Here is an 18,465-nt window from a genome sequence, read left to right on the forward strand (position 1 = left end):
CGTACAAATTAAATAGAATTCATCTTATTATAAATTTTAAGACTTCCATAAAAATCTAAAAATACTCAGGATTAATCAATGATCACTTATGGTATCTACGGATATGAAATTACAAAAACTGCTGAATTAAAGGGTTTCAAACTGATCCCACGCTCTCAAAACCATAGAGAAGTTAAAAAATTAGCCGCAGATCGAGATCATTATCATTTAACGGGATTTCTTGAAATAGATGAAAATCAAATTTTAAATCAACACACTTTAATTTTTGATTTACAGGGTATCTTATCTTTTATTGATCAAAAGAATGTGATTATTACCCATCCCTTACGCCCGCATGAAACCGATCAAACATTAGATCAAGACTATCCCTTAAAAATTACTTTTATTGGACGATTAAATGGTATTGGGTCTTTGATTTTAAGAGATACAGTTAGCCCTGAATCTAGAAAAGATTGTATACAAAAAGCTCTCAATAAATTGAAAGAGTCTGACCAAAACCAAGGAGTTTTTCGTAGTGCTTTTTTTAAATCTATAGAGCCGTTTAGAGGCAGTGAGAGCTTCATTGATGTAAATTATTATCTGCTTTTTTCTGCATTAGAATCATTAAGTCGATATCATCTTGATGATTATGATTCAAAGAATGTCTCCACTCCTATTGCAAAATTTCTTAAGCCATATAACTTTGATATATCTCAAGACAATGTCAAAAATTTAACACAATCCGTTTCCACATATACCCATTTACGCAATGCTTTATTTCATAATGGAAAATTGGAATGTGAGCCAAATATAAATGGAACATATATAAAACTCGAAATGTCAGAATATTATGCTAATTTCAGTATGCTAGTCCCACTGGTGATGTTGAAATATATCGGCTTTGATGATGGTTATACTAATTGGAATTCTTGGCTTGATCGAATGCCATTTAAGTAATCATCCAAGTTAAAAAATTGGCTTGAGATCTTCACTCAAGCCATGATGGCAACTCACACAAGCATGGCTTTATAAAACTTAGATAAATTCTTCCAACACTGAGTTTAAAAATACATGCCCTTGCTCGGTACATGCTAAGCGCATGGCATCATCCACCATTAATTTTCGACTGCGTAGTGAGTCTAACGTTTCAGCCAAACTATCCAGATTCAAACCTGTACGCTGCGCATAATATTCAGCTGCAACCCCATCATTTAAACGCAAAGCATTCATCATAAATTCAAATGGAAGTTCGTCGGCTTCAATTCGCTTAAACTGTACATGCTCCGCAGGGACTTTCGCCAAATAGTCTTTGGGTAAACGAGTTTTTTGGAACCGATAAACCCCATCTGGCTGGGTCACTTTGGCATGTGCACCAGCCCCAATTGCTAAATAGTCGCCAAACTGCCAATAATTCAAATTATGCGCGGAAGGCTGCTCTTTACGCCATGCCGAAACTTCATAATTGATAAAACCCTGCGCTTTTAAATAAGCTTCACCTTGGGCTTGAATCTCTTCAAGCACATCGTCCACAGGTAAGACAGGCTTGGTTCTAAAGAACACGGTATTCGGTTCAATCGTGAGTTGATACCATGAAATATGGGTTGCACCATTGTCCACGGCCAGCTTTAAATCCAGTAAAGCTTGTTCTAAAGTTTGCTCAGGTAAACCATGCATCAGGTCGACATTAATGCGTTTAAAGCCTGCATCACGCGCAAGGTCAATCGCAGAAATCGCATCGGTATTGCTGTGAATTCGTCCCAATTTGGTTAAATGTTCAGTATTAAAACTTTGAACCCCTATCGATAACCGATTGATACCAACCGCCAAATAATCGGCAAAAGGATCATGTTCGACTGTACCTGGATTGGCTTCTAAGGTAATTTCACAATCCACCTCAAAAGGCAGTAGTGCTTTTAACTGGGCAAATAACCATTGATACCCTTGCGCTGAAATCAAAGACGGCGTTCCGCCGCCAATAAACACACTATGAATATGACGCCCTTGAGCAAACTCGAGTTGAGTTTTAAAGTCTTCCACCAAAGCATGTAAATATTCTTGCTCTAGATCTAAAGACAGTTTGCCATCTGGCACCGCATGCGAGTTAAAGTCGCAATAGGGACACTTACGCACACACCACGGCATGTGAATATATAAAGACAACGGAATATTTGCAGGATGTAAATCAGTCAAGGAAGAGACTCTAAAGCACAGCGGTAATCTTGCATATTTTAACATGACTGCATCAAGACACTTATGAAATCTGTGTCTATTTGGATTAGACTGATAAAAAGACAAGAAGAATGAATGGTTTAAAATGATGAAAATATCGAGCCACTTGCTGTTTATGCTACCACTGGCCTTTGGTATTGGCATTGCTATGACTTTTCAAACGGCGCTGAATACACAGCTCAGAGAATATTTTTACTCTCCACTACAAGCCGCATTGTTATCCTTCTTCATTGGAACCTGCGTTTTAGCACTTTTGGTTGTACTCCAACCTGTGGACAAACCGCAGTTACATGATTTTTCCAATATTCCATGGTACTTATGGCTCGGTGGTTGCTTAGGGGTTTATGCCATCAGTATAAGCATCTATACTGCGCCTAAATTAGGCTTTCTCACGTTTTCAGGTTTGGTTATTTTTGGACAAATCCTGACCTCGATGATTTTTGACCACTATGGTCTACTTGGTACCGAAAAAACCCCTGTCAATTGGCAGCGTTTACTTGGTGGCGTCGTAATTTTTATTGGTGTGCTTCTCACTTTACAACGCTGAATTTATTTAGACCAAGCACATGATGAATATGAGTAATTTTTGTGTCGACTACAAATAAAATCACGTCCCATCGTTTCGAATTAAAAAAGTTATTGGTGTTAATGCTGCCCATCCTGATCACGCAGTTTTCTCAAGCGGGTCTCGGGTTAATTGATACCATCATGGCGGGACATTTATCTCCTACTGATTTAGCCTCGATTGCCGTCGGTGTCGGTTTATGGATACCAGTGATGTTGCTATTCAGTGGCATCATGATTGCGACAACGCCGTTGGTGGCGGAAGCCAATGGCGCACGCACCCCTGAAAAAATCGCCACTATTGCTCGTCAATCCCTGTGGGTGGCCTTTATTTTGGGGAGCATTGCGGGTTTAATTTTACAAGCCATGCCGCTGTTATTGCCCCTCATGGGTGTTCCTGCAAACTTACTACCTAAAGCCAGCCTATTTTTACATGCCATTGGCTTTGGCATGCCTGCGGTGACTATGTATGCCGCACTGCGTGGATATTCTGAAGCACTTGGTCACCCACGTCCTGTGACCGTCATTAGCTTAGCGGCCTTGGTCCTTTTGGTTCCACTGAACTTTGTCTTTATGTATGGTTTCGGCCCGATTCCAGCACTCGGTTCGGCAGGCTGCGGATTTGCCACTGCTATTTTACAATGGATCATGTTTTTCACCTTGGCCACTTATATTTTTAAAGCCTCGGCATATCAAAAAACTCAAGTGTTTAGCACTTGGGAGAAGATGGATCGCTACTGGATCGAACGCATTTTAAAACTTGGTCTACCCATTGGCTTAGCTATTTTCTTCGAAGTCAGTATTTTTAGTACCGCTGCGATTATTCTGAGTCCATTGGGTGAAACCATTGTAGCGGCGCATCAGATTGCAATGTCGGTCACCTCTCAGTTGTTTATGATTCCGATGTCTCTTGCCATCGCCCTGACTATTCGTGTCGGGACTTACTATGGCGAAAAAAACTGGGAGGCTATGCGAAAGGTGCAAAAACTCGGACTGGCTACAGGCACAGTTTTGGCGCTGATGACCATGCTGCTGATTGCACTGTTTCGTCCTGAAATTGTGGCAATTTATACCTCTGATCATGAAGTATCAGAAGTTGCGATGTATTTACTGCTGTTCGCACTCGCCTACCAGCTGATGGACGCTTGGCAAATTAGTGCCGCAGGCTGCTTACGCGGCATGCAAGACACCAAAGGCCCGATGTGGATTACCATGGTTGCCTATTGGATCGTGGCTTTCCCAGTCAGCATTTATTTGGCGCGCTACACCAACATAGGTGCAGCAGGTGTTTGGATTGGACTGATTGTCGGTTTAAGCGTGGCATGTGTCCTGCTCTTGCTCCGACTTTATAACAACAATAAACGCCTCAGTCAGGACTATCCATAAGTCATGCATGGCATGGAATAGGAAGGAGCCAGACTCTTCTCCTATTCCCGCTGTTCTACTGTTGTGCCAAAGCGTCTTTCAGACCTTGTGGCACTTCACTTTCATCCTCAACGTCTTTAACCACCACCTGCCCCACGATCACCTCACTACCATTAAAGGTCATGGTGGGTGAACCATACAGGCTATAGCCTTCATTCAGTGCTTTGGTGACGCGCGCACAAAAATGCACATCGTCCTTGCCTGTAAAATAACGATAAACTTTCATTTATTTTTTACTCAAAATTTTTCACACAGTGTAACGTGATTTTTCAATACAAAAGCATCCTGTGTGCAATTCACTCAATTGACCACTATTATTTAAATAGAAACATCAGCTTAACAAATTAAAGTAGGCAGTTTAGCATTTGTCGCCTATGATCAAATCTGAGATGTAATGAGATGCCCCGAGGAATATCGCATGGCAAATACGACTCGTACGCCCGGTCGTCGCTTTATGAAACTTGCCAGCATGACGGCAAGTATCGCAACCAAGACTGTGACCAATTCAATTAAAAACTTCAATGCCGATGAAGATAAAAAAAATGCGGCGCGCAGTCAGCTTTTTCAGGACATTGGACTTCAAATTGCAGATACCTTAGGTGAAATGAAAGGTGCCGTGATGAAAGTTGGGCAAATTGCATCTCAATACAAAGACATTTTCCCGCCTGAAGTGGCACGTGCAATTAGTAAATTACAACGCCAAGCGCCTGCGATGCCTTTTCAAGAGATCAAAGCTCAAGTTGAAAAAGAACTCGGCAAGCCGCTCAATCAAATATTTACAGCCTTTGATGAACAACCCTTTGCCGCAGCCTCCATTGGTCAAGTGCATAAAGCCACTTTACCGAGTGGTGAGCAAGTTGTGGTTAAAGTTCAATATCCGGGTGTAGAAGAAGCCTGTGAAAGCGACTTAAAACAAGTCCGTTTAGCGCTACGCTTGATGGGGGTGCTTAAAGTTGACCGAAAACTGCAAGATCAACTCTTTAAAGAAATTCAGGACAGTTTAGACAACGAGCTAAACTATCAAATAGAAGCCCAAAACTTAGAGGTCGCACGCACCTTTCATCAAGCTTTAGACCCTAAAATTATTATTCCTCAAGTCTACAAAGACTATTCAAGCCGTCATATTTTGACCTTAAGCTTGGAGCACGGCGAAAGTATTGAAACTGCCAGTACATGGTCACAAGAAACGCGCAATGAACTGGGTCGTCGTTTATTCCGTGCCATTGGTCGTGAGATTTTCTTTCTAAAACGCTTTCACTGCGACCCCCACCCGGGCAACTTTGCCTTTCGTGAAGATGGTAGCGTGATCGTATATGACTACGGCGGTGTAAAAACCCTATCGACTGAAATCGTGATGCATTTTAAGCAGCTGATTCAAGCAGCGCGCGACAGTAATATCTTGGCCATGGAACAGCAACTGACCGCTTTGCACTCCATGTCTGAGCAAGGCAAATTTCCTGCCGAACTGTATGAAGCATGGTTAGAAGTGCTCATGCGTCCACTGACCACTTTGTATGACTTTGCCGAAAACTCAGCGCATCATGATGGCATTGAACTGGTCAAACCATCGCTAAAATATTGGGATGTGTTTAAACCCTCCCCCGATACACTAATGGTCAATCGTACAATCTCAGGACATTATTGGAACCTGATTCATCTCAAAGTACACGACAACCTCAATGATCTATTTGAAGAGTTGGTGCCACCTCCTGCCTAAATAAGAACTGCGGGCACGATAAAATCGCTACAACTCAATAAACCCAGTTACATAAAGTCACTGGGTTTATTTTGACTTCTTTATTGTTATATTATAACATTTCAATATAGTATATTTAAGGAGAAGTCTATGCGTGCCAATATTCATCCAGAGTATCGTGAAGTTCTGTTCCACGACACCAATGCCGACGCGTTTTTCGTGATTGGCAGTACCTTACAAAGTCATCAAACTCGTGAGCATGAAGGCAAGACATATCCTTACGTCAGTTTAGATATCTCAAGTGCTTCACATCCGTTTTATACAGGTGAGCAACGTCAAACCAGTAATGAAGGTCGTGTTGCAAGCTTCAATAAACGTTTTGCGCGTTTCAAACGCTCACAATAATTTCATTTTTCTTTAAGCTATACGCGTTATAGTAAAGAGATCAAGAAGCCTAAGACCTCCTCCAGCTTAGGCTTCTTTTTTATGCGTTCTTTTCTGGTTCCTATTTTGACCAGCGTTTTTCTTAATGTTTAAGCACACTATCCAACAGATAAAATCCGATCCCAAGCACGATGACGCCCACCACTAAACTCGACAGTGCATAACTCAAAGCCAGCACTGTTTGTCCCTGTCTAAATAACTGAAAAGTTTCGAGGCCAAAACTCGAAAATGTCGTAAAACCGCCCAATATGCCCACCATCAAAAATAAACGCGCTTCTTGTTGTAGTACTGGAAACTTCTGGCTGAATGCAAAGAAAATACCCGCAGCAAAACAACCGATGATGTTGATCCACCATGTCGGCCATGGAAAACTCATACTCGGTTTAAACAACCATAATCCTGCACCGTAGCGTAAACAGGCACCTATTCCGCCCCCCATTGCCACCAAGATCCAATTCATTGACCTATCCTATTCTTTACAAAATGCGGTATGGATAAGTCCAAAGTTATCCACAGTTCATCAACTATAACGCTATTAAACCTGAATCAATCCTCGCACTTCAAGGTTTTTCAACATCGGTTGTTGATCCTTATATATCTTCTTGTCTCACTCTCAAAAGTGAACTTCAGCATTCAAACTCACACATACTTTACATGGGATATTGAACCCAGCATCGCCGAATATCTTTACTTCACCCTAGTGCGCTCTATGACCAATACAACATAGATTCACAAAATCACTAGCACCGGCTCTTCATGCAAAACAGAAGGTTTTCTCTCAGGCAAAAACTCCCAAACATGCAATTTTTGGGTATGATGTGGACATAAATTTAGTCGGAAATAGACGCATGGCACAGGTACTATTGGCTCAGCTTGCAGCGGGCGAAGCAAAGTTTTCAGATGTATTGGCTTTTATTGAAGCAGCCTATACACATACACCAACTGCATTTAAAAATGGTTTGCAGCACAATGCGGCAACTGAAAACCAAGGCAGCGCAAAAGTGTTTTCGTTTGCACAGCTTCAAGGCCTCGATCAAACGCAAACTTTAAGCCTATTTGCAGAACACTATGCTTCTGTTTTAGCGACACCCGATGCAACAGATCATCAAAATATTCGTCAGTTCATGTTGAATGGATGGGACGGTATTGAGTTCGATGGTACGGCATTAACTGCAAAATAAAGATAAAAAACCACGTTCAAGTTACTTGAACGTGGTTTTTGAATAAGTCATTTTTTGAGCTGTCTTGAAATCACAATGAAAGTTCCCTCTCCTTTATAAAGGAGAGGGCTAGGGAGAGGATTTATTGAAGAATCTTCCCTCCCACTAATCTCCTCACCAAGAGAGAAGTGCCTTTCAACACTCATTTTATTGTCAATGGATGATCATTTTTTGACTTTTGCAAGAGCTCTATCATTAATGTTTTATAGAATTACACACCTATAAGCATCCACAGATTTGACCAATAGGTTTCACGTGGAGCAAGACTTCATATGGGTGTTAATCGTCTAAAAAAATTAAAACAACACGATGAAGTAACTAAGCGCTACTTCCAATTTATCCCTTTACCCGTTCGATCCATTGGATTGAGCTGACCCGAAATACTTCACATGCTCCATCGCCCGTATCGGTCGGGGTTAAGGATGAGGTCCAGACCATATCTTTGTCTTTAATTTCAACCAACTCACCTTTTAAACGAACCAAATCACCACGTTTCACGTGTTTAATTTGTTTAGCAATTTCAGGGTTGGCTGGAATAATGTGCATATTCGACACCATTTGCATGGCTTGCTCGGCAGGCACAGGCAAACGATCGATTTTCCAGTTGAGATAACGGTCGTATTGATTCACGGTAATATGGCGTGCAATTTCAGGTTCAGCAAACAAACCCCAACTCACGGCGTAGTCAATCGGGGAGAATTTCGCTTGTGCATCATCCGAATACATTTTAGAACCTAAAATTCGAAAATCACCTTTAAACGATTTCAATACCGAAATCGATTGATCTTTAGAGGTCGGCGCTAAACCTTTGGCAATGTTGTAATCCACAGTGGCACTTGCACTGATGGGCAACAGCAAACTGCTGAGTAAACTGAGCAGGATAAATTTAGATTTCATTGCAAACCTCATTCCCATCGACCTAGGAAAATACGAACCAATTTCATCTTAGTCTAGTTTCCTGAAAAGAAGCTTATGAACTTAGTAACATTGTGAACGAATTATGCAGTCTACTTTTAGCCACAGCACTTTTCAGTTAGGCTAGAGCTGAAGAACAGAGCCCCAAAAACAATCATGCTTTATAAATACTATCAACAACACATCTTTCCACATGTCCTGAATCAGGTCATGCAAGTACCAAGCTTAATGGACAAGCGCCGCGAACTGCTTTTGCCAATTCAGGGAGAGGTATTGGAAATTGGTTTTGGTACAGGGCTAAATCTACCCTTTTATCAAAATGTCGATACTGTCTTTGCCCTTGAACCCAGTCCTGAAATTTATCATTTGGCTTTAGAGCGGGTACAAGCAGCAGCATTTGAAGTGCATCATGTACAAGCCCGTGCGGAAAAGCTGCCTTTTGCTGACCAGAGCCTTGAGCATGTAGTCAGTACATGGACACTGTGTAGTATTGCTGAGCTAGAACAGGCTTTGGCAGAAATATTACGCGTGCTCAAACCGGGTGGCACTTTACATGTGGTGGAGCACGTATTAAATACAAATAACCTTTATATTCAGCGCCTACAACACTTACTCACGCCTGTGCAAAAGCGTTTAGCCGATGGTTGCCATCTCAATCGAAACATTGAACAGGCCTTAAAAGCAGCAGGTTTTAATTTGATAGAACAAGACTACTTTTATGCCGAAGGTATTCCGAAACTCGGACAACTGATGTTTTTTGCACGTGCTCAAAAGCTACATTCAAGCGATGGGTCATGATAGTCATGTAGAAGACATCTGCTCTATATCAAGCAAGATGCTTTCATGGGTAGACATTATCAAGCTTATTCAATCGTATCAAAGTCAATGCGGACCGTTTCAAAACGAACCCGCCCAGCTTGAATCGCTTGCGCAATGGCAACTTGTCCTTTGGTTAACCTCGCCCCACCGCTTTTAATATCAATGAGAATAATTTCAATATCTTCTACTCTTCCCTCACCATCACGCAGGTCGGTATAACCATCAAATACCACATAGTCGACAGGATCACCCAAGAACTTGGCATCACTAGGTAAGTATTCAAACTGGGGCATAATCGGTGCCAGTTGCTCCGCCATTTTGCCTTTGAGCACTGCACGACTGGTATTGACACTGCGCTTTTGTGCATGGGTTAAAGCCTGCTGATGCTCTAGTTCTAATTCGGCAATGTAGCGCTCATATTCTGCTTTGATGCGTCCATTTCTGCTGTGACTTAAAATAAGGGTGGTCAAGACCACACCAATTGCTGCACCGATCAACATTGCCATCCATATGGACATTGTTCTTTCCTAATTTTGTGCTACAGGTAGCAAGATTTAAACTTACAACTTTGGTTTGGTGTCATATGCGACACACAAAAGAATGATATGCTAGGGGTGAGCAGAATAAAATCATTTAAGGTCATGAAAACGATATTAATCGCCAACCAAAAAGGTGGCTGTGGCAAAACGATAACCGCAATCAATTTAGCTTCGGCACTCGCACAAAAAGGTTATAAAGTGGCTTTGGCCGATGCCGATAATCAAAAATCTGCTCGTCAATGGTTAAAACAGCGTCCAGAGCAAGTGGCGCATATTCAAAGTCTAGATTGGCGCCATGAGAAATCGATAGGTGACGTACCTAAAAACATTGAATATTTAATTATCGATGCGCCGGGTGCGCTGTCTGGTGAGCATGCCGAACAGCTGGTCAGTGAAGCGCATGCGATTGTGACCCCACTGCAACCCTCGTTTTTTGATATTGACAGTACCCGTCGTTTTTTAAAGCATTTACAAGACATTAAACGCATTCGTAAAGGCAAAGTGCAAATTTTGCTTTTGGCTAATCGGGTCAAAGCCAACAGCGCCAGTGCCAAAGACATCCAAGATTTTTTTGCGAAAATTGAACAACAACCTGTAGCATGGATTTCAGAACGTACCGCGTATGGCCAATTGGCAATGCAAGGTTTAAGCGTATTTGATAAAACACAAAAGAATTATCTCTCCATTCAAAGCCAATGGCAACCGCTGCTCAACGCCATTGTCGATGACCCAAGTGCTTGGTTCTAAAATATTTTGCTATAGATAAAACGGGGTTATTCCCTATTTATAGTCGGTTATTCACGAGAACTTACCAAGGGTACGTTCTCGTGCGCATTTTTTTCAGTTAATATGACTTTGACCTTAGAGATATAGCAGTGAATACCGTGCAACGATACGCACCAGCCTTACAAAAAGTATTGTTATTTGGACTGATTTTTATTCTGTTCTATTTGAGCTTTCAAGTCCTGAAATACTTTATTGTACCTGTGCTTTGGGCTGCGATTATTGCCTACATCACATGGCCTTTATATCACTCAGTGCAGAAACTCTGTGGACCACGTCCAACCTTAAGCGCCACCATCATGATCAGTATGGTGGTTTTAGTTGTCGGGATCCCGCTGACCTTTGCCATCTTTATGCTGCAACATGAAGGTCGTAATCTATTTTATGAACTACAAAGACAAGTGTTCTCAGGTCATTTAGATGTTCCGCAATTTATTCGGGACTTGCCCATTATTGGTAAAGAAGTCACCCGTACTTTAAAAGAAATCAACACCGATCCGAACAGTATTGTACAAAATGTCTCGGGCTGGTTTCAAAGCCACTTAAATTATGGTCGTTTGGTGCTGAGTGAAATCAGTAAGAATATTTTTAAACTCTGTTTTGCGGTGATGTCGTTATTCTTCTTCTATCGTGATGGCCAGACCATTTTAAATCAGGTCAGTAAAGCGCTGGAGATGGTGATTGGCCCACGTATCCACCACTATTTAGACACCATTTCTGAAACCACGCGTGCAGTGGTCTATGGGGTTGGCCTAACTGCGATTGCGCAAGCGCTATTAGCAGGCCTGAGCTATTTTGTTGCTGGTGTCCCAAACCCAATGGTACTGACCATTGTGACCTTTATCTTTGCACTCATTCCTTTTGGCCCTCCTGTAGCATATAGTGCCGTGTCTTTATGGTTATTCTCTCAAGGGCAGACTATTGAAGCGATTGGAGTGATGGTGTGGGGTGTCTGTGTGGTCAGTACAGCGGACAATGTGATTCGCCCATTGGTGATCTCAGGTGCAACACAAATTCCGTTCTTACTCATCATGTTTGGTGTATTGGGTGGTTTAGCCAGCTTTGGTATGGTCGGCTTATTTGTCGGACCCGTGATTCTAGCGGTACTGTTAGCCATTTGGCGCGAATGGCTACATGAACAAGTCAATGAACCCCTAATGATGCCGAAAGCGACATTGGCTTATGATCCACCTGAAGAGCCTTTAGATACACCCAAAAAATAAGTTCTGTGAAATGACTTGAACGCATGCTTTCCTCGAAAGTATGCGTTTTTTTATGTCAGATACAAAAACGCTGTACGGACAACATTGAACCGAAGCCTTGGCTTTGTTTGAATGGTTCTGAATTTTAAGGAAAAAAGGACCCAACATGTTGTCTTCTGCTTTCAAATTAAGCGCACTTGTGACTTTAATCGGTTTAGGGACTGTGGCATGTACCACTACACCCACTGAAACCAACACGATGGTCAAAGACGTCGATGTACACGCTGTTTCAACTGCAGGTGTGGGACAAAAAATTGGCACCATTCGTTTTATTGATAGCCCTGTTGGTTTGGCGATTCAAACCAATTTGACTCAACTTCCACCCGGCCCACACGGTTTTCATATCCATGAAAAAGGTTCGTGTGATGTGGCTGAAAAAGAAGGAAAACCTGTGGCTGCTTTAGCGGCTGGGGGACACTTTAACCCAGAAAAAGCGCCAAACCACGGCACACCACTGAATGGCCATATGGGTGATTTACCAATCTTGAATGTCGACTCAGTAGGCAATGCAAAAGTCAATTTACTCGCTCCTCGCTTAAGTTTAGCCGACGTTGAGGGCTTAGCGGTGATGGTACATGCAGGTGGTGATAACTATTCAGATACACCTAAACCACTTGGCGGTGGCGGTGACCGTATCGCCTGTGGCGTGATTAAATAAGGCTATCGCCTTTGCACTGTGAATAAAACAGTGTTTTGACCTCACACATGTGGATAAGTTTCGACTTATACACACAATGCAGCGGAGCCATGCTCTGCTGCATTTTTATTGTCATAGGTGAATTTTTCATGCAATGGAGCACCGCATTAAATTGACAGTGCCCTGAAAAAAGTTCAGGCTAAAACCAAAATAAAACCAAGCCTAGACTATTACATCGTGAACAATTTTCGTCAGTGGTTTCAGTCCTTTCAGTCCAATGCAATTTTTATGTATTGCTTGCAAATTTTGATTGTGCTGAGTGGTACAACCTTAGGTTTATATTTCTTAGGACTGCAACAGCTCATCGTTCCGACCACATTAGGTGCAATTGCAACAGCCCTGACCGACTTCGACGATAGGCTCAGTATTCGTCTCAGAAACCTTGCCTATGTCTGTGTCTTGTTCTTTAGCGTCAGTAGCATCTTAGATTTTTTGCATCCTTATAAATTCTTTTTCATCTTATATTTATCACTGTCTAGTGCTTGTTTTATTTTACTGGGGGCACTGGGGCAACGCTATGCAGCGATGAGCTTTGGCACCATTCTACTTTCCCTATACAGCATGTTTGGCCTAGGTGAATATTCGGTTTGGTACTTTCAACCCAGTTGTTTTGTCTTGGGAGCATTGTGGTATGGCTGTACCGCCATTGTGTTTTATATTCTTAAACCCACCTTGGCCGTTCAGGACAACTTAGCCCGCTGTTTTAACCAAGTTGCCGATTTGCTCAACGCAAAAGCACGTCTATTCGACCCAGACAATCGAGACAATGTAGAAGCGCTGCTCTACGATTTATCCTTACAAAACAGTACTGTGGTGCAAAGTTTTAACCACACCAAAAGTTCACTACTGACGCGACTAAAAGCGTCTCGCGCCAACCAAAATACAATTTATTGGCTCAACCTCTACTTTCTCGTTCAAGACATTCATGAACAAGCCAGCTCTAATTATCTACACTATGAGCAGTTACATCAAAACTTTAGCCGTACTGACCTCATTTTTCGTATTCAAAAAAATATTCGGCTGCAAGCCCTTGCCTGTCAGGCTTTGGCACGATGTATCTTAGCCAATCAAACCTATGTATCCGATCCAACGACCACTCAGGCGTTGCTGAATTTACACAGTTCCATGCAGGACTGGATTCGAGATCATCCACACAATATTGAAGTCAAAAATCTACAACTGATTTTAAATAATTTGGACAGTGTGCATGAACGTTTTCAGCACCTCAACGAACTACAATCGCGCCAAGAACAGCGTTATCAACAGCATATTGATAACCTCAACTTATATGATGATGATATTCATGATTGGCATGATCTGTGGCTCAAACTCAGTCAACATCTCACCCCCCAATCCGCACTGTTTCGACATGCGGTACGCATCGCCTTTGTCTTTGCTGTCGGTTATGGCATCTCGCTTCTGCCCTTTGCGCAACATGGCTATTGGATTTTGCTCACCAGTTTATTTGTTTGCCAAATGCGTTATTTTGCCACCAAAAGCCGCTTAAAAATGCGAACCTTGGGCACTATTTTGGGCGTTGTTTTAGGGATTCCGCTGCTGTATTTCGTCCCAAGTATTGAAGGACAACTACTACTAACCATTATTTTTGGCGTGTGCTTTTTCTATCTCAGTTCCAAGAAATATGCCATGGCGACCCTGATGGCAACACTCATGGTACTGCTGATTTTCAATTTAAAAGGTGCAGGCTATGCCATTATTTTACCGCGCATTATAGATACCTTCATTGGCTGTGCCATTGCTTGGTTCGCAGTGAGTTTTATTTGGCCCGATTGGGACTTCCGCAATATTTCCAACACCATAAAAAAAGCATCCGATGCAACCCTCAACTATTTCAATGCCATCTGTGAGCAATATCAACACGGCAAAAATAATAGTCTGGCTTACCGCAGTGCTCGTCGTACTGCGCATAATGCCCAAACTGAACTGGCGAATATGATTTCTAGTCTCAGTACCGAGCCCAATCCAAACCCAGAACTGGTACATCATGCTTTTCGCTACTTGGTATATAGCCACAGTCAACTCAGTTATATTTCTGCTTTGGGAAGTCACCGAGAGTTGGTTCAGGATACACAAGTGCTGGAACTCATGCTCTGGTGTCAAAATACGCTAAATCATGTACTGCTCCATCAGCAAGCATTAGCTGAACTCGATATCAAGCAGAAACTGGCAGAGATTAAACGCTTAAATGCACAAGAAACAATGAGTCAGAATTTACACTTGGTCCTCAAACAAATCAGTCTACTACTGGAAACCTTGCCTGAATTGCTGAAGTTAAAAACTGAACTACTGGCCCGAGATATTAAATAAAACGGACGACATAATGATGACCTTTAAAAGAGTTCATGATGTACAGGTGTATTATGGTTCATTTTTATCTGGTTCTTGCGTACACTCGAGCTTCATTCTCATAGATTTTTTGACCATGAACATTCAGACATTACGTGTTGTAGGATTTTTAGAAGGGATTTCTTTTTTACTGTTGTTATTCGTTGCGATGCCAATGAAATACATCTTTGATAACCCGATCCTAGTCAAATACGTGGGTATGGGGCATGGCGTATTGTTTATCCTGTTTCTCATTGTGCTGTTTGTGGTCTGTGAAAAGCAAAAATGGTCTTTGAAGATGTTTATTTTAGGTTTGATCGCTTCAATCTTACCTTTTGGGCCTTTTGTGTTTGATGCCAAAATTAAAAAATTAGAACCTAAGCAAGCTGAAGCCTGAGTTAAAAAAACTGGCTTTAAAAAGGATTTTTTAAAGCAGTCATAAAAAGCGCCCATTCAAATGAATGCGCGCTTTTTTTATGATGTGAACTTCGCTGAATTCAGTGAATAAAATCTTAGTAAACACCACTCTCAAGACGTTTTTGCATCACTTTTTTCACGGTCGCACGTGGAAAGCTAAACCAAAGTGCAATCAAAATGAGGCAGACCAAACTATAGGCCCAAAGACCAAATGCCACATAAGCCATACGCACCAGTTCAATCACGAAGAAGAACGTAAACATCATCAGTACCGAAACGGCTGCGGCAACCGTCCCTTTGGACACTTCCGATGACATCAACGCAAAGCGATATAACACAGAAAAACTGATACCTTCGCCGAAGCTCACCAAAGTCATCCCCACAATCAGTAACGGCAAGAAATAACTTTGGAAAATGGTGCCGAGCACCACCAACAGCGTACCGACGAACATCAAAGGCAAACCGAGTAACACAGTTTTACCCAGTGCCATTTTGTCGATGACTTTAATCAATACAATGTTGCCCAGAATGAGACCACCCAAGACGGGGAACTGCGCCAAGCCGTATTGCATACTGCTCAAGCCGAGTTCTTCCACCAAGATCACAGGTGAAAGTGCGATCCACAACATCAAAGGCATCGCGACCATAGGCAAACCAAAGGTGAGCGCCAAAAAGGTCTTATTTTTATAGACCGTTTTATAGTCATCCCAAATATAGCGCAGCGGTTTTTTCGGATGACGCTGCTGTGTTGCAGGCATTTTGGCTTTTAAACCGAACCAACTTAAAAAAGCCAAAAAGGCGATGCCAATAAAGCCCCAATGCCATGACACATGGTCAATCATAAACGCGCCCACTACTGGACCAAGCAGCGGTGCCAGCAAAGAAATATTGGCCATGAGTGCCATGACTTTAATGGCATCACGTTCTTCAAAACTTTCCTGTACTGCGGCATACCCCACAGCAGAAATCATCGACAACCCCACGCCTTGTAAAAAGCGGAGCGCCAAAAAAGACTCAATATTTTGAGTGAGTAAAATCGCGAGGCAAGTCAGCACAAAAAATGCCACACCTGCGAGCAACACTTTTTTACGGCCTAAACGGTCTGAGAGTGGTCCAAGCAGCCACGCGACACAAGCACCGCCCAGTAAATAAAAGGACATAGAGGATGGCGCCCACGCACTGCTTACCCCAAAGTCTTGGGTAATCGCGAGCATGGCTGGCTGGACTAAATCGTTACCGATATAGACCGAAAATTCGAATAAAACCAATGCCAAAGGAAACATCAGTGTGGCACGGCTTAACTTTAAAGTTTGTACGTTTTGCATTGTTATCTACATATAAAATGCGTACAAGCCTGAGCAAAGTCAGTTAGAGGGAGAGACGACTAAGCCCAATGGCAAGCACTGTAAAATTGAATAGAAATGTAATGGGTGCGAGAAATGCACACTGGTTTTACGCTGTATTCACAAAGCGTTTTTAGAAAAGGTGTTATTAATATAGACTGAGCGGTGACACCGACAAAGCTCAGTTAAACTATTTTAGCAGTGTTGCATCTGTTTGTATTGTTACTTTTTTAAGTTTCATCTGTCGCATTTGGTTTTATACTAGGCGCAATAAAATGCCCTTGTTTTAGGTCCTCATACGCCTGCAAAACTTCGGTGAAGGTGTTCATGACAAAATAACCGCGTCCATAAATCGGTTCATTTAAAGGCTGCCCACTGAGTAATAAAAAAGTGCTGTCTTGTACCGCTTTTATTTCAAAGTCCTCACCCTGATTAGACATGACCGCCATCTGTTGTGCTTCAACGGTTTCGCCACTATAAAGCTGAATGCGACCACTACGGATATACAGCAGTGTCGTTTCGCCCTCCAATGCAGGTAAAACCATTTTTGTTCCTGCTGTAAGCTGAACATCCAACACGGTCATAGGGCTATGCGTTTGAGCAGGCCCCGTCTGGCTTTCATACGTCCCTGCAATCACCCTGACCATTCCTTGAGCTTGCGCCAACTCAAGCTTTGGAATAGCTTCATGACTCAAGTGTTGATAACGTGCAGGATTCATTTTGTCTTTGGCAGGCAAATTGACCCACAACTGGATCATTTCAAATGCCCCGCCCGTTTTGGAAAATGCCTCACTAAACACTTCTTCGTGCAGTACTCCTGCCCCTGCTGTCATCCACTGTACATCCCCTGCCCCAATCACACCGCCACCACTTGTAGAGTCCTGATGGGCAAGCTCACCTTGGTAAACAATAGTTACGGTTTCAAAGCCACGATGCGGATGTTCACTCACGCCCTTTTTTAAGCGAGTTGGCTGTAAATAACTGGGGCCTATATGATCGAGCAATAGAAAAGGTGAAACCGAGTTCCCTAGTTCATAGTGTGAAAACACGGAGACGACTGGGGCGAAGTCGCCTACAGCCGTCCGTGTACTTTCTGAGTGAATAAAGGCAAGGGTTTTCATTTTATTCTGCTTATCATTTGAATAATTTGATCATAGCCTAGCAAACAGCCCCGTTCGATAGGCTAGATGAGTTTCAGTGTTTTAAATTTAGGATGCTTGAACTGTTATTTAAGGCAGCTCGACAGGTTCTATACCATTAATTTCAGCAATATTTGGATTAGGCTCAAATCTTAGCCAACCTTTTTTCATCCAGTTTTCAACCTTATCTTTTTTTAAAATATAAATAAGGTTTGATAGTAAATCAAACTGAGCACTATTATAGTGATAAACAACTATTCTTACACCTTGATCATAAGGCTCATTGAATGAAAATAATTCTTTTATATAAGTATTATCCGAATAATCTAGTGAATGCCCCCAAATATGAAAGTTTAAATCTAAATTGTGCTCATTCAACACTCTTTGAATTTTCTGATCAATAAGCTTTACTGACCCTGATCCACTTGCGGCCTTACTTAACCAAAATTGCCTAGTTAATTCTAACTCTTCTTTAATTTCTTCATTACCAAGTAAATACTCTTCTATAAATTCATAATCAGTAGATCTCCTGCGAAAGTCATTATTGCAAGTTTATCCGGTTTACGAGTGCAGCAATTAAGTTAATGCGTAAGCCGAATCTTTTCCGTCTATTTCGATAGCGTTCACTTAATATTCTAAATGTTTTCA

Annotated in this window: 20 protein-coding genes and 1 pseudogene; 12 read left to right on the top strand and 9 right to left on the bottom strand. The window is 42.0% G+C overall.

Features of this window, described 5'->3' with window-relative positions; translation table 11 throughout:
* The first annotated feature begins 78 nt into the window (after positions 1-78).
* Positions 79-936 (top strand): hypothetical protein, encoded by an 858-nt coding sequence (locus MF4640_RS13950; protein WP_078389972.1) that lies wholly within the window; start codon positions 79-81, stop codon positions 934-936.
* A 78-nt stretch (positions 937-1,014) separates the two neighbouring features.
* Here MF4640_RS13950 and hemW read toward each other — a convergent pair whose 3' ends face one another.
* Entirely contained in the window at positions 1,015-2,169 is a 1,155-nt protein-coding gene (gene hemW / locus MF4640_RS13955; protein WP_005401309.1) for a radical SAM family heme chaperone HemW, read from the bottom strand.
* A gap of 124 nt (positions 2,170-2,293) precedes the next feature.
* Between hemW and MF4640_RS13960 the strand changes: the two genes are divergently transcribed.
* Positions 2,294-2,755, top strand: coding sequence for a DMT family transporter (locus tag MF4640_RS13960; protein ID WP_005401310.1), 462 nt, complete (start codon positions 2,294-2,296; stop codon positions 2,753-2,755).
* Between the two features lie 101 nt (positions 2,756-2,856).
* On the top strand, positions 2,857-4,158 hold the full coding sequence (locus MF4640_RS13965; protein ID WP_078389973.1) for an MATE family efflux transporter: 1,302 nt from the start codon (positions 2,857-2,859) through the stop codon (positions 4,156-4,158).
* Between the two features lie 55 nt (positions 4,159-4,213).
* On the opposite strand, the gene MF4640_RS13970 is transcribed toward MF4640_RS13965, so the two are convergent.
* On the bottom strand, positions 4,214-4,423 hold the full coding sequence (locus tag MF4640_RS13970; RefSeq protein WP_004691402.1) for a DUF1737 domain-containing protein: 210 nt from the start codon (positions 4,421-4,423) through the stop codon (positions 4,214-4,216).
* Between the two features lie 192 nt (positions 4,424-4,615).
* Here MF4640_RS13970 and MF4640_RS13975 point away from each other — a divergent pair, with 192 nt between their 5' ends.
* Together MF4640_RS13975 and MF4640_RS13980 are read left to right on the top strand one after the other, a co-directional pair.
* Positions 4,616-5,914: an ABC1 kinase family protein gene (locus tag MF4640_RS13975; protein ID WP_078389974.1), complete on the top strand. Its 1,299-nt coding sequence runs from the start codon at positions 4,616-4,618 to the stop codon at positions 5,912-5,914.
* A 129-nt stretch (positions 5,915-6,043) separates the two neighbouring features.
* A complete protein-coding gene (locus MF4640_RS13980; RefSeq protein WP_078389975.1) occupies positions 6,044-6,298 on the top strand; it encodes a type B 50S ribosomal protein L31 in 255 nt (84 codons plus the stop codon).
* Positions 6,299-6,419: 121 nt separating this feature from the next.
* Here the strand turns inward: MF4640_RS13980 and crcB are convergent, their stop codons facing one another.
* Entirely contained in the window at positions 6,420-6,797 is a 378-nt protein-coding gene (crcB, locus tag MF4640_RS13985; RefSeq protein ID WP_004691408.1) for a fluoride efflux transporter CrcB, read from the bottom strand.
* Between the two features lie 388 nt (positions 6,798-7,185).
* Between crcB and MF4640_RS13990 the strand changes: the two genes are divergently transcribed.
* Positions 7,186-7,518 (top strand): HopJ type III effector protein, encoded by a 333-nt coding sequence (locus tag MF4640_RS13990; protein ID WP_004691410.1) that lies wholly within the window; start codon positions 7,186-7,188, stop codon positions 7,516-7,518.
* A 375-nt stretch (positions 7,519-7,893) separates the two neighbouring features.
* Here MF4640_RS13990 and MF4640_RS13995 read toward each other — a convergent pair whose 3' ends face one another.
* Entirely contained in the window at positions 7,894-8,454 is a 561-nt protein-coding gene (locus MF4640_RS13995) for a hypothetical protein (protein ID WP_078389976.1), read from the bottom strand.
* Positions 8,455-8,628: 174 nt separating this feature from the next.
* Here MF4640_RS13995 and MF4640_RS14000 point away from each other — a divergent pair, with 174 nt between their 5' ends.
* Positions 8,629-9,270: a class I SAM-dependent methyltransferase gene (locus MF4640_RS14000; protein WP_078389977.1), complete on the top strand. Its 642-nt coding sequence runs from the start codon at positions 8,629-8,631 to the stop codon at positions 9,268-9,270.
* Between the two features lie 65 nt (positions 9,271-9,335).
* Here MF4640_RS14000 and MF4640_RS14005 read toward each other — a convergent pair whose 3' ends face one another.
* On the bottom strand, positions 9,336-9,809 hold the full coding sequence (locus MF4640_RS14005) for a Holliday junction resolvase-like protein (RefSeq protein WP_078389978.1): 474 nt from the start codon (positions 9,807-9,809) through the stop codon (positions 9,336-9,338).
* Positions 9,810-9,932: 123 nt separating this feature from the next.
* On the opposite strand from MF4640_RS14005, the gene MF4640_RS14010 reads away from it, so the two are divergent.
* The 5 genes from MF4640_RS14010 to MF4640_RS14030 all read left to right on the top strand — a co-directional run bounded on the left by MF4640_RS14010 (position 9,933) and on the right by MF4640_RS14030 (position 15,315).
* Positions 9,933-10,577, top strand: coding sequence for a ParA family protein (locus MF4640_RS14010; RefSeq protein ID WP_078389979.1), 645 nt, complete (start codon positions 9,933-9,935; stop codon positions 10,575-10,577).
* A 137-nt stretch (positions 10,578-10,714) separates the two neighbouring features.
* On the top strand, positions 10,715-11,836 hold the full coding sequence (locus MF4640_RS14015) for an AI-2E family transporter (RefSeq protein WP_168158788.1): 1,122 nt from the start codon (positions 10,715-10,717) through the stop codon (positions 11,834-11,836).
* Between the two features lie 145 nt (positions 11,837-11,981).
* Complete coding sequence (gene sodC / locus MF4640_RS14020; RefSeq protein ID WP_078389981.1) at positions 11,982-12,533, top strand: superoxide dismutase family protein; 552 nt, start codon at positions 11,982-11,984, stop codon at positions 12,531-12,533.
* A gap of 216 nt (positions 12,534-12,749) precedes the next feature.
* Positions 12,750-14,900: a YccS family putative transporter gene (gene yccS / locus MF4640_RS14025; RefSeq protein WP_078389982.1), complete on the top strand. Its 2,151-nt coding sequence runs from the start codon at positions 12,750-12,752 to the stop codon at positions 14,898-14,900.
* A gap of 115 nt (positions 14,901-15,015) precedes the next feature.
* Positions 15,016-15,315 (top strand): DUF3817 domain-containing protein, encoded by a 300-nt coding sequence (locus tag MF4640_RS14030; protein WP_078389988.1) that lies wholly within the window; start codon positions 15,016-15,018, stop codon positions 15,313-15,315.
* A 115-nt stretch (positions 15,316-15,430) separates the two neighbouring features.
* Here the strand turns inward: MF4640_RS14030 and MF4640_RS14035 are convergent, their stop codons facing one another.
* The 4 genes and pseudogenes from MF4640_RS14035 to MF4640_RS19065 form a co-directional block, all read right to left on the bottom strand.
* Entirely contained in the window at positions 15,431-16,660 is a 1,230-nt protein-coding gene (locus MF4640_RS14035; RefSeq protein WP_078389983.1) for an MFS transporter, read from the bottom strand.
* Positions 16,661-16,908: 248 nt separating this feature from the next.
* Positions 16,909-17,799 (bottom strand): pirin family protein, encoded by an 891-nt coding sequence (locus MF4640_RS14040; protein ID WP_078389984.1) that lies wholly within the window; start codon positions 17,797-17,799, stop codon positions 16,909-16,911.
* A 108-nt stretch (positions 17,800-17,907) separates the two neighbouring features.
* On the bottom strand, positions 17,908-18,198 hold the full coding sequence (locus MF4640_RS14045; protein ID WP_078389985.1) for a hypothetical protein: 291 nt from the start codon (positions 18,196-18,198) through the stop codon (positions 17,908-17,910).
* A 160-nt stretch (positions 18,199-18,358) separates the two neighbouring features.
* Positions 18,359-18,465: pseudogene (locus MF4640_RS19065) on the bottom strand (IS5/IS1182 family transposase); the annotation flags it as partial.

This window comes from Acinetobacter sp. MF4640 (assembly GCF_002018895.1).
Taxonomy (GTDB): Bacteria; Pseudomonadota; Gammaproteobacteria; order Pseudomonadales; family Moraxellaceae; genus Acinetobacter; species Acinetobacter johnsonii.